Source organism: Hymenobacter wooponensis, from assembly GCF_004745865.1.
GTDB classification, from domain to species: Bacteria; Bacteroidota; Bacteroidia; order Cytophagales; family Hymenobacteraceae; genus Hymenobacter; species Hymenobacter wooponensis.
In genome coordinates this window covers 292,775-304,582 of record NZ_SRKZ01000005.1, presented here as the reverse complement: position 1 = coordinate 304,582, position 11,808 = coordinate 292,775, and the positions used below count along the sequence as shown (strand labels likewise).

The 11,808-nt window shown below is 53.6% G+C and carries 12 protein-coding genes; 2 read left to right on the top strand and 10 right to left on the bottom strand.

What is annotated here, in order from left to right:
- Window positions 1–93: 93 nt before the first annotated feature.
- The 7 genes from EU557_RS18355 to EU557_RS18325 all read right to left on the bottom strand — a co-directional run bounded on the left by EU557_RS18355 (window position 94) and on the right by EU557_RS18325 (window position 7,535).
- The gene (locus EU557_RS18355) at window positions 94–1,158 is read right to left on the bottom strand and encodes a branched-chain amino acid aminotransferase (RefSeq protein WP_135531924.1); all 1,065 of its coding nucleotides are present in this window, start codon (window positions 1,156–1,158) and stop codon (window positions 94–96) included.
- 153 nt (window positions 1,159–1,311) lie between these two features.
- Window positions 1,312–1,860: a cob(I)yrinic acid a,c-diamide adenosyltransferase gene (locus EU557_RS18350; protein ID WP_135531923.1), complete on the bottom strand. Its 549-nt coding sequence runs from the start codon at window positions 1,858–1,860 to the stop codon at window positions 1,312–1,314.
- A gap of 101 nt (window positions 1,861–1,961) precedes the next feature.
- Window positions 1,962–2,684 carry an ABC transporter ATP-binding protein gene (locus tag EU557_RS18345; RefSeq protein ID WP_135531922.1) on the bottom strand — a complete coding sequence of 241 codons (723 nt, stop codon included), beginning with the start codon at window positions 2,682–2,684 and terminating at the stop codon, window positions 1,962–1,964.
- Between the two features lie 12 nt (window positions 2,685–2,696).
- Complete coding sequence (locus EU557_RS18340; RefSeq protein WP_135531921.1) at window positions 2,697–5,702, bottom strand: tetratricopeptide repeat protein; 3,006 nt, start codon at window positions 5,700–5,702, stop codon at window positions 2,697–2,699.
- Window positions 5,703–5,756: 54 nt separating this feature from the next.
- Window positions 5,757–6,044, bottom strand: coding sequence for an Asp-tRNA(Asn)/Glu-tRNA(Gln) amidotransferase subunit GatC (gene gatC / locus EU557_RS18335; RefSeq protein WP_135531920.1), 288 nt, complete (start codon window positions 6,042–6,044; stop codon window positions 5,757–5,759).
- A gap of 23 nt (window positions 6,045–6,067) precedes the next feature.
- Complete coding sequence (locus tag EU557_RS18330) at window positions 6,068–6,883, bottom strand: lysophospholipid acyltransferase family protein (protein WP_167855266.1); 816 nt, start codon at window positions 6,881–6,883, stop codon at window positions 6,068–6,070.
- Between the two features lie 79 nt (window positions 6,884–6,962).
- A complete protein-coding gene (locus EU557_RS18325; protein WP_135531918.1) occupies window positions 6,963–7,535 on the bottom strand; it encodes an NUDIX domain-containing protein in 573 nt (190 codons plus the stop codon).
- Between the two features lie 433 nt (window positions 7,536–7,968).
- Between EU557_RS18325 and EU557_RS18320 the strand changes: the two genes are divergently transcribed.
- Together EU557_RS18320 and EU557_RS18315 are read left to right on the top strand one after the other, a co-directional pair.
- Window positions 7,969–8,214, top strand: a complete 246-nt coding sequence (locus tag EU557_RS18320; protein ID WP_135531917.1) for a hypothetical protein — start codon at window positions 7,969–7,971, stop codon at window positions 8,212–8,214.
- Window positions 8,215–8,344: 130 nt separating this feature from the next.
- Entirely contained in the window at window positions 8,345–8,920 is a 576-nt protein-coding gene (locus EU557_RS18315; RefSeq protein ID WP_135531916.1) for a ribonuclease HII, read from the top strand.
- A gap of 145 nt (window positions 8,921–9,065) precedes the next feature.
- Here EU557_RS18315 and EU557_RS18310 read toward each other — a convergent pair whose 3' ends face one another.
- The 3 genes from EU557_RS18310 to EU557_RS18300 are packed head-to-tail and all read right to left on the bottom strand — an operon-like array spanning window position 9,066 to window position 11,528.
- Window positions 9,066–9,509 carry a response regulator gene (locus tag EU557_RS18310; RefSeq protein ID WP_135531915.1) on the bottom strand — a complete coding sequence of 148 codons (444 nt, stop codon included), beginning with the start codon at window positions 9,507–9,509 and terminating at the stop codon, window positions 9,066–9,068.
- A 48-nt stretch (window positions 9,510–9,557) separates the two neighbouring features.
- A complete protein-coding gene (locus EU557_RS18305) occupies window positions 9,558–11,111 on the bottom strand; it encodes a sensor histidine kinase (protein ID WP_135531914.1) in 1,554 nt (517 codons plus the stop codon).
- A 51-nt stretch (window positions 11,112–11,162) separates the two neighbouring features.
- A complete protein-coding gene (locus EU557_RS18300; RefSeq protein WP_135531913.1) occupies window positions 11,163–11,528 on the bottom strand; it encodes a CZB domain-containing protein in 366 nt (121 codons plus the stop codon).
- Between the last annotated feature and the right edge of the window lie 280 nt (window positions 11,529–11,808).

Below are 11,808 nucleotides of genomic sequence, written 5' to 3'. Positions count from 1 at the left end.
GAGTAAGCCACAAAGGTCAACATAAAAACTGAGGCCGGCTTCATGTGAAGCCGGCCTCAATTTTTTATACTTGTTGTATTTACTTCTGGAAAATTATAAGCGCACCATCCAGTTGTGCGGATCCGCAGCATTACCACTACGTATTTCAGCCAAGGCTGCTGAAACTCGATAAGAGAAAGCGTCTGCAGGAGGAATTGGCAAAGTGTAATCTTCACCTTGGTAGCCAATTACCGCAATAGGAGCGATAGTGGCTGCAGTACCTACTCCGAAGGCTTCCTGTAAAGTGCCATTAGCTTGAGCTGCCAAAATTTCCAAGGCAGATACTTTACGCTCTTCTACAGGAATATCCCAATCGCGAGCTAGCTGTAGAACGCTACGGCGGGTAATGCCATCGAGAATAGACGAACTGAGGGCTGGAGTAACGATACGGCCATCAATGACGAAAACAGCATTCATAGTGCCCGACTCTTCCACATAACGGTGCTCAGAGGCATCAGTCCAGATGAGTTGGTTGTATCCTTCTTGTTGCGCAAGCTTAGTGGGGTACATGGCTGCGCCATAGTTACCCGCATTCTTAGCAAAGCCAGCACCACCCTCAGCAGAGCGAACATACTTCTCTTCGAAGCGTACGCGCAAGGGCTTGTTATAATAGAGGCCTACCGGGCAAGTAATAATCATGAACCGGTAAGAGTCAGAGGGGCGCACACCTAGCAGACCGTCCGTCGCAAACATAAAGGGGCGGATGTATAGAGAGCTACCGGTGAAGCTTGGAATCCACTCCGCATCGAGGCGCAGAAGCTGTGCGAGGCCTTGCATGAAGATTTCCTCCGGAATAGCAGGCATGCACATGCGCTCAGCCGAAGCATTGAGGCGGTGTAGGTTGTCGTAGGGGCGGAACATGTACACTTCGCCCTGCTCATTTTTGTAGGCCTTCATACCCTCAAAAATAGCTTGGCCGTAATGTAGAGCCGAGTTAGCGGGGCTCACTGTCATGTCGCCGTAAGGAACAATCTGGGGCTCCTGCCATTCACCATCCTGGTAGTCGACTACCAACATATGGTCTGAAAAGGTCTTGCCAAACTCTAGGTGGTCAAAGTCCACTTCGGGTAGGCGGGAAGCGCTAGTACGCTTCGTCTGGATGGTGAGCGTGTCAATCATAGGAAGAAAGTGGGGTGGGTGGGAATAAGGGAACAATAGCGGGTGGTAGAGACCTTTGAAACGGACTCAGCCAACCGCTGGTTGTGAGAGAGGGTGGGAAGTAGGGCTAGTAAAGTGCAGATTAAAAGTTACTTGTGCGCGTAGCTGGGCAAGCTACATACGAGGCTGCCAAGTGACTTCCTCGGCATCCAGATCGTGGGCCATTTGCCGACTCAATACAAACAGAAAATCGGATAGGCGGTTCAAATACATTACTACCAGATCGGCAACAAAGGACTCCTCACGAAGCTGAATAACTAAGCGCTCAGCTCGGCGGCAAATACACCGGGCAACATGCGCAAAAGACACCGACTGGTGGCCGCCGGGCAAGACAAAAACGCGCAACTCAGGTAAGACAGCATTCATTTGGTCCATCTGCTGTTCCAAAAGCGTAACATCTTCGGCATGCAGATCCGGAATCTTCATTTTAGACTTTTCAGGATCTGAGGCCAAGGATGCGCCAATAGTAAAGAGCCGGTCCTGTATCTCCTTAAGCAACGGGCGTCGAGCTACATTCACGTCTTGGTCGCGCACCAACCCGATGTAGGAGTTAAGCTCGTCAACGGTGCCGTAACAGTCGATTCGTAAGCTAGACTTTGGTACGCGAGTACCACCGATAAGAGAAGTAAGACCTTGGTCGCCGGTTTTAGTATATATCTTCAAGAGCTGGGTAGGTAGAAGGGGAAGGTACCCGAAAGACAGTCTGCAAGGCAGAAAGTTGCGGTGTAGCCAAAATCGATTGTCTGCTGCCGGGTGTACCTGGCCTACTTACTTACCAACTGATGGTGCGTGTTAACCTCGTGATTGATAACGTCGGTTTCAATCAAGCCGTCACGCAGGCGCACAATGCGGTGGGCGTAGCGGGCAATGTCTTCTTCGTGAGTAACCATAATAATGGTATTTCCCTTCACGTAGAGTGCCTCGAATAGGTCCATGATTTCATGGCTGGTACGGGTGTCTAGAGCACCTGTAGGCTCATCAGCCAAGATGATGCTGGGATTATTGACTAGTGCTCGGGCAATGGCTACCCGCTGACGCTGACCACCGCTTAGCTCATTGGGTTTATGTAAGGCGCGTTCAGCTAGGCCTACGCTGCGCAGAGCCTCCCGGGCAATTTCTTGGCGCTCCGATTTACCATAGCCGGCATAGATCAATGGCAGGGCTACGTTATCGAGAGCAGTAGCGCGTGGTAGTAGGTTGAAAGACTGGAACACAAACCCGATTTCGCGGTTGCGCACGTCCGCCAGCTGGTTGTCGGTCATGTTGCTGACGTCGTGGCCATTCAGGATGTACCGGCCGCCACTAGGCGTATCAAGGCAGCCCACGATGTTCATCAGCGTCGACTTACCAGAACCCGACGGGCCCATGAAGGCTACATACTCACCACGCTGGATGGTAATGGATACTGATTGTAGCGCATGGATTTCCTCCGTCCCCATGCGGTAGACTTTAGAAATGTCAGTGGTTTCAATGACAGGGTGCAGCATAACCAAATCAGATTAGTTCCAGGGGGCATTGGAGGAGGCCTGCGCCGCGCGCCGTGTCTCTACCTGCGTACGAAAGGTACTATATTCCTGAGGTGAAAGCAACGCGGCCAAGTGCTCCAGAGGTGCCGCTGCATATTCGTTCAAGCCTACTGGAATGGCCGCTAGTATATACGCCTTTAGTAGCTCCGCTGACTCTGGGTTGTAGTCGATGCCTTTCAGCAGGGTGTTATATGCAGTGATAAACTCTTTGCGCTGCGTGTAGAACTGAGCCGCAGCCAGGATGCCGCTTTCAACAAAAGGAGTTTCCTGTACTAATTGCGCGTATAGCTTGGCAGCCTGTTGAGGCTGCTGGTGAGTTTCGGCTAGGATTGCCTGAAAATAACGGCGCCAAGCCTGATCGGGGCCCTGCAGGTAGGCCTGCTCTGTGAGTTGTTGCAAGGCTGGCCACTGCTTAGTCCGAACCAGTAACTCGCCCCGTTGCACATTCCAGGCAGAGGTCTGAGCAGAACGAGTAGTAACTGCCGGTGCAAAGCGTTGTATTACCTGCTGAGTAGAAGCTGTCTGGCCAGCGCGGAACGCCCGAGGAAGCTGAGCCAAGAGCGCTGTTTGTTGAGGAGCAGGTTGCTGCAACGCTATAGCCGGGGCCAACAAGTCGGTAGTAGCGGGGAACTCATCGCCGCGCAGCACTAAATATTGCGCCTTCAGAGAATCAGTAGCTTGTGCATAATCGGCGCTGAAGTCGGGTTGTGTTACCGTATAAAACTCTCGGGTGAGAGCTGGAAATGGTACCTGGGGCTGTTTGAGCAGATACGTGGCTACCCGGTGAGCCGAGTCAAGCTGCCCGCTCAGAGCCAGTGCATAGGCCTGGGGTAAACCTGCCGCTACGGCGCCATTCTGCACTGCCTCGGCTAAGCGCGGAGCCGCCGCCGCGTACAAGCGCTGGTCCAGCAGCCACAAGCCCTGTACTGATTGATAGTAGGCCGCCGCAGGTCCCGAGCCTGAAGCTAAAGGCCGCAGTGTAGCTTGAGCCGCCACAGATTGCCCACCGTATTGCTGCGTAAGAGCACGCAGAAATTGAAGCTGATCGGCGTAGGCGCTGTTATCGGGTTGAGAGGCCAGTTGCGTGAGCGTGGGTAGCAGAGCAGTATCGCGGCGAGTGGCCTGGCCTAGCGCGTAATGATACAGGCGCGCAAAAGTTGCCGCAGTCAGCGGTTCTGTGCTAGTTGGTGGTGCTGCGTTGCTTTGGGCGTGATGATCAGTTAACTGGCCTAGAAGTAGCTGGTTGCTCTGCAAAGCCGGATCTGTTGCACCAGCTGCCTCAGTGGCAAACTGTTTAGCCGCAGTCCACTGCTGTTGCTGCATAAGGTAGGCCAGCCGGTTAGACCTAAGGACCTCGTCGTTGGGAGCGAGAGCCTCCGCGCGCGCTTGGTAGTAGGCAACTGAGTCGGAGAGGGAGGAGCGGGTATAAAGCTGTGCTAGGTCGTTGGCGATGCGGGCACTGCGAGGGGTGCTTTTTAGGCCTGCTCTTAGGATTTCTAGGCGGTCAAAGAAATCAGCAGGCTCATTGTAGAGAGCTGCCAGGCGGAGGGAAATCTTTTCAGATGGCCGACGGCTAAGGGCGCGCCGCAGGATGTTAATCTCATTTTGGCGCTGCAGGCGGAAGTGATACAATGCGGCCCGGCCCAAGCTGGCTTTGTGGTTGTGCAGATCTAACTCATCACTCTCTGCATAGTAGCGCTCGGCTAGCAACGCCAGCGCATCGGCACCAGGCGTCAGTTCACTTTGTAAGCGAGTAAGGTCGCCGAGGTTATTGTAATAGGCAGCCTTAACCTGATCAATAACGAAGAAATTATTGCGTAACTCCACTGCGCCTAGTACTGCCACACCTAGCATGTACATAGCGAAGAAGGGGAAGCGTCGGGGCTCATATACTACCCTATGCACGGCCATCTTCTTGCGGATAAGTGGCCCGAAGTTAACTAGCACATATAGCAGGAAAGCCGTGCCAATTGCCAAAAACGCAAGAGCTGTAAAGTCGCGGGCAGCAAACAAGAATGGGTCATTAGCCGTGGCAAAAGCGTAGCCCAACGCTGTGGCTGCCAGCAGCACAAATATCAAGTACAAGTAATTGGCACCAGGCCAAAAAGGCACCCATGAGCCATAGGTTGTGCTTCGCTGTTGCAAGCTAAGCCAACCAATAACCACGGCGGGCACCAGCAGCACCAATGGGTCGAAGTGCCAGCCGGGTAGGATAAGCAGTTCGCCCTCATTCCAGTAGTACAACAGGAGTGTACCCAAGTAGAGGATGCTGGTAAGCAGGAAAGGCAGCAGCCCAAAGCGGCCACTAGGCGTTTCAGCCTGAGTATTCAGCCATAGGAGGCCATAGATGTTTTCGTAGGCCACCCACAGCACAAGAAGGGCAAAAGCTACGGCGCCAGAGACCGTGAAAAACGCCGTGAGATGGAGGGCCGTAACATCAGATGGATGTTGGCTGCGCAGAAATAGCAACCCACCCAAGAGCGCTACTAAGGTGCTAAGTACCAACAGCCTTCTCGTGAAGCTGGTGTTGGGCGAGAAGGCATGAAAGGCGAAAGTGAAGCCGCCTAATAGCACCAGACTTAAAATCAGAAAATACTGCTCCCGGGCATTAAACACACCAAGCAAGTCGGCGTTCAGCGACATTAGCAGAAAAATCACCAAAGCCATTCCGACTACAAACGCGGGGCGCGCCAGCGTACTTACGGCTGCTAGAAAATAAGCCAGAGCGGCTCCTAAGAGGGCTATGAGCAATACGGCGGCAGTAGGCTGCACGTAAGGACCATCTACGCTGTAGGTCTGGGTGAGCAGATAGCCATTGGCTTGTACTGGCAACTCCGCTAGGCCTATGCGGACGGATGCGATGGTGGTAGGTACCGGTGTGAGCTGGGCCACAGGCCGTACTGGCAACACAGTGTCGTTGCCAGTGAAGGCATGCCAACCAGTGAGCCCAAGGGCCAATACCGTGAGTACAGCCAGCACCAGCAGTGGTCCACGCCAGCGGTTTGGAGGGGAAGCAGGAGGGAGTAGCAACCGTTATTCTAAAACTTTCGGAACGCGGAAATAGTCAGAATCCTTGCGCGGAGCATTGCGCAGACCGTCCTGATGACTCACTGTATTGTGCGCTTCATCGGGGCGTAGCACGTTAATTTCGTGCGAAAGGTGAACCAAGGGCTCCACATTGGAAGTATCCAGCTGGCGCAGCTGATCCACCCAATCCAGAATCTTGTTCAGGTCGCCGAGCATTTGCTGCTCTTTGTTTTCGTCAAATTCTAGGCGGGCCAAATGGGCCAGTTTGCGCAGGGTGGCTAGGTCGGTGCTCAAAGTAAGAAGAGTAAAAAGTAGATTTACGAAGTAGGCAGTGCCATTTCCTCTTTCTGAGGCTGAGGCTTTCGCCAAGTGCTGGGTTCAGGAATACCAGCCCCTTCTGGCAAGAACTCACTGGCAATAATCGCATAAACCCGGTCCTTTAGTTCCGGGGCATCGGCTAAGGTAAGGCCAGCAGTAGGAATGGGCTCGTGCATAACCAAGCGCAGGGGAGAGTAGCGCACCCGCAACGAGCCCTTGATGCTTGGCATGAACTTATGATTGAGGGGCATGGTGATGGGCACGATGGGTACACCGGTCGCAATAGCCAACTGAAAGGCACCTTCCTTGAAGGGTACCATCTCTTCACCAGCTTTGGGCGAAATAGTGCCCTCCGGAAAGATAACTACCGAGCGGCCCGCTTCCAGGCTACGCCGTGCCTCTACCATAGAGCGCCCACGGCTTACAGCACTGTTGCGGTTTACCGTGATATAGGTGTTCCCAAAAATGGAGCCCCAAACGGGCACCTCGGCTAGGTCACTCTTGCCCACCATGTTCAGAAAGCCGGGAATAGCTTTGAACAGCATTAGAATGTCGATGTAAGAGCCGTGGTTGGCTACATACACGCAGGTCTGGTCAGCTGGCAGCGGTTTTTTCTTGATAATCGTGACGGGCACCCCCCACATGCGGATGGAGAAAATACTCCAACCCCGGTTGATGGAGTGGAGCTGCCGGTGCCATTTCTGGCGGCTCATCAGCCATTGCAGTGGATAGGTCAGCACGAAAGGCAGCACAAACCAGAAGGTTGCCCAAGTGGTATAGAGTCGGTGGCCTATGTAACGTATCAAGCGACGCATACCTACAAAGGTAAAAGGGATAACCGAGTAACGACGTAGCCAACCCCAAACCATTGGGCTCTGGCTACGTCGCTAGCGGCTATTGTGCTAGAACGCGGGCGGCTTTCAGCAAGCCCGCCACACTAATGGCGTCGGTAATGCGGTTGTTCATTACCATCTCAATGGCCTCAGAGAGGGGGAGCTTCCACACGTGCAGATCCTCGGTGTCTTCGGGCTCTTCGGCGCCAAACTCCAGGTCTTGGGCCAAGAACACAAAGCCTTCTTCATCGGTCACCGAGTTGGAGGTGTGCAGGCGGGCGATGTTGGTCCAGCGGCGGGCCGTAATGCCAGTTTCTTCGCGAAGCTCGCGTTGGGCTGATTCCAAGATATCCAGTTCTACCGGGCCCCCACCCATGGGGATTTCCCAGCTGTATTCACTGAGGGCATACCGGTACTGGCCTACCAGCCAGGTGTTGCCTTCCTCGTCGACGGGGACAATGCCTAAGGCCTTGTTCTTCATGGACACTACCCCATACAGGCCTGGGTTGCCGGCGGGGTTGGTAATCTGATCTTCCCGCACCCTGATCCAGGGGTTTTCATACTTGACCTCGCTGCTGTGCGTTTGCCAAGGGTTGTGGGTTTCGTCTAGCTCGGAGAGGCTCTTATTGGACATAAACAAGAAATTGCTGGAAGTTGATGGCTGTAAAGGTACGGCTGATTTACTGCTTTACCGGCACCAGTTTATCATCGGCCGGGCAGAAAGTGTAGTTGGCCGGCAAAGTAGCACCATTGGTCAAGTTTCACAGCAGGGGGCTATAGCGCTGGTATACATTTGTATCAGTAATGAATGGCGCACGTAGGGTTAATGGAAAGGAAGGCTTCTACTGCGTTGTGTTGCCGCTGGCAAAGGAGTAGGGTAGATGAATGATTTGCCGGCCAACACACTGAAAAAACCGCTGCTTAAGGCAGCGGTTTTTTTGTTTTCTCACGGTTGAGAAGAAGTATAATCCCAAAATCCTGTAGGCTGCGGCAACCAACCTCGTCTGAGTGGGGCGCGTATCTACCAGTAATCGACCGTTCACATCCCGGTCGGTGCTGTAAGTTTTATGGCCAATCAGTCAAAGAAACAAGCTTCCCAAGATCAGCCCGGCGATCCGCTTTTCAATCTTAAGCATGCCCAGGCCGAATCTGAGTTAATACAGAACACCGGTGGCCTAGGCCCCTCCACTAACGTGTATATCACCACCGACGAAGACGATGCCATTGATGAAGGCCCACGCGATAAGCAAGGCAACCGTCGGGGCGACAATGACAGTCCAGAAGTAGGCTCAGCCGCTGGCAGCCACAAATAAGTACCCTTACTGCTTAGCAGTGCCCTAGAAAAGGCCTCTCCGATTGCTAGAAGCAGTCGGGGAGGCCTTTTCCCGTGTTCTAACGGTTTAAATAAGGATTAAGGTGGCCTAGCCAGTATACCTTTGTAGTATGTTACTCGCCTCCTATACGGGCCAACCCCTGGAAGCCGGACTCGATGAAGCGGGCCGGGGGTGTTTGGCCGGACCTGTTTTTGCGGCCGCCGTTATTCTGCCACCCGACTTTTCGCCTCAATACCTCAACGACTCCAAGCAGATGACGGCGCGGCAGCGGGAGCTCGTGCGCGCCGAAATTTGTCAGGAAGCAGTAGCCTGGGCCGTAGCCGAAGCTTCGCCCCAGGAAATAGCCGCTATCAATATTGCTCAGGCCAGCTACCTAGCCATGCACCGAGCGGTAGAGCAGCTAGGCCTAACACCTACGCATTTGCTGGTTGATGGCAACCGCTTTCGGCCACACCCTACGTTGCCGCACACCTGCATTGTTGGGGGTGATGGTTTGTACCGCTCTATTGCAGCCGCATCAGTGCTAGCCAAGACCTTTCGGGATGAGCGAATGCGCGAACTAGCGGCGGAGTTCCCCTTCTATGGTTGGGAGCAGAATGCTGGTTACCCGACTCCAAGCCACCGCATGGCCATCCGCGACCATGGGCCCACTGTGCACCACCGCATGGGTTTCCGGCTGCTGTAGGTTGAGAAATACCGGGAATACAACTAAGCTAAAAACAGAAAAGGATCTTGGTACGCTAGAACAAGCCGTTGCTAGGCCACTGTTCACGCGCACTAAGATCCTGCACAAGTATTCAGGCAAACAGGTGCAGAAGCGTTCTGACGCCTTAGTCCTTCAGCCGTAATAGATCAAGGAATAAGCTGAAGCCATCTACCGTGGTGCCCCCTTCGCCAAAGCTGTCGAAGCTCAGCGGTTTAATGATGTAGCCACTCACGGCTAATTCCTGAGCCTTGAAGCGTTCAGTTTCTAAATCGGAGGTAGTAGTGATAAATACGTTTAGGCCTACAAAGTCAGGGTCAGAGCGTAAAATCTGTAGTAGCTCTAGGCCATTCATGCGAGGCATATTGATGTCTAACATGACCACATTAGGCCGAGGAATCTGGGTCTTTCCATCTTCGCCCCGAAGAAGGCTGAGGGCCTCTTTACCGTTACGGGCAATGTGTAAAGGAACATCAATGTTGTGCTTCCGCAGTTCGCGTTGCACATTCATTATATCCATCTGGTCGTCTTCGACGAGCAGAATGCTGGGTTGTGGAGCGTCACTAATCATGAGGTCGAAAAACGGATAAATGACCGAAAATCTTAGCCGGTATACGGATTACCGACGACTTTGGGCATCTGAAACCGGTATTACAGTTTCTTTCGAGCGTGATTCTGTACGCCGAGGATTTTCTTTGGGCCACGTAAATACAAAAGTTGCGCCCTGGCCTTCAGCTGATTCTACCCGAATAGTACCGCCGCGCCCCTCTACTATTTTCTTCACGATGGCTAGGCCTACTCCCGTACTTTCCAGCGTGTCGCGCTCGGTGAGCGTCTGGAAAATGACAAAAATCCGCTCATGGTACTCGGGCGCAATGCCCGGACCATTGTCTTGCACTGAGAATTGAAACTGGCCGCGCTCTTCGCGGCAGCCAACCCGAATTAACCCAGACTCTGGATGGTCGTGGTACTTGAGGGCATTGCTGATGAGGTTGCTGAACACCTGCTGCAGCTGCACGCGGTTGGTAGTAAGGGTAGGCAAGTAGCTGGGCAGTTCTACCGTGAAGCCCGGCGGTGGCGCCAGCGAGTCGAGGATTTCCTGCAGCAGTTCTCGCACGTTCACGCGCTCTTCGGCCTGCTTTGTGCGCCCCACACGGGACAGCTCCAGAATGCCACTGATCAGGTTTTCCATGCGGAAAACGCGGGTGCGCATCAGCAGCAGAAACTCCCGAATATGCTCTGGCAAGTCTTGCCGCATATCTTCCTCAATCCAGCGAGACGCAGTTTCAATGCCCCGCAGCGGCGCTTTCAAATCGTGGGAAACCACATAGGCAAACTGATCAAGCTCCTGATTGCGGCGCTCCAGCTGGGTGATGGTGCCATCAATAGTGTTCGACATCACGTTGAGCGAGTCGGCCAGCTCCGTGAGTTCATCTTGCTCCGTGTCTAACACGGTGGTGGCGTAGTCGCCGTCGGCAATGCGGCGAGAAAGCGTCACCATGCTACCAATACGGTGGGAGAGTTGGCGCACCAAATAGGAAGCATATAGCAGGCCTAGCAGAATAGTAGCCAGCGTGATACCCACCGACAACACCCTGGTCTCCCGGATGCTTTCCTGCAGTTTCTGGCGTTGGCCAAGGCGCATGCGGGTTTCTTCCTGTTCAAATGCCGTAAACACCACCCGAATTTGGTCCATCAGAACTTTACCGGTGAGCCCCGATGTGAGGTTGCGGTGCTCTAAGCCCTCTAGCGCTATTTGGTTGGGGTTCCGACGTAAGGCTTCCCGCTTTTCACTTATCAGCAAATGAGAGTAAGCGGTCCATTGCTGATAAAGCTGCTGTGCCCGCAGCATACGGTTGTACTGCGGGGTGTTGATGGGCAGCTCATCCCGCAGTTCAGCAAACCGGCCTAGCAGGTTTCGCTCACCTTCGTAGTAATACTCCAAGAGTACCTCATTGCCGATGAGCAGATAGCCCCGGAAGCCGCTTTCCATGTCAATGATATTGCGCAGCAGGGTAGTGGCCTCCCCGGTAATACGCTGGGAGCGTTCTACGCGCTGGGAGTTGCGCAGCACCTTTCGGGAAAGCTGATAGTTGATAACCACTACGGCTGCAAACAGCACCGAAATGGCCACAAAGCCAGCAAAGAGTTTAGTGGAAATCCGAAGCTTCATGCGAGGCAGGTGGGAGGACAAGGGCTAGGCCACTGAACCGCAGGAGGTGGCCTAGCGGCCTGTGCGGAGCTGGTGCTGCATCGTACGCAATAGTTGAGTTATATGATCGGCTATCTGGTCAACTTCTGCTAGGCCAGCAATTGCTTCATCTTGGTGGCCCTGCTGCAAAAGATCCATAAGGCGGTTGGCCACCTGATGCATCCGAATATGCACTCGGTTCAGCTCTTGACTAATGGGGAGATGGCCATAGTCTTGCAAAACCCGAGCATTAATCCATTGCCCAAAGCTGCAGACGTTTGGGTCACGAATGGGCGTTTGGCTGGTGCCGCTGCCGTAAAGAAAGGAGCGTAGCTTGGACTTAAACGACAAGTGCTTGATTAGAGCGGAATCGAAATCCTGTTTGAGCTCGTCGGTCATAAATTCTGGTCAGGTGCTGCTAAAAGCAGCGAGGAAAACGGCAAAGCGCCAGTAAGCGAGCTTCAAGGCAGGAATGGTCCCGAGGGTCGGGAGAAAGCAAGCACAAAGATAAGGTTGGGCGGTTAGCCTAAGCGCAAGCGGATTTGGCTAATTTCGCCCGGCGCTAGGCCACTCGCTCGCACTTACGTGGGTGAGTGAATGAACCGATGCTTCTGAGTGTGAATGCACTAACGTATACGGCTCCAAGCTCCTCCGTAGTCATGGTAATCCACCTGATTTT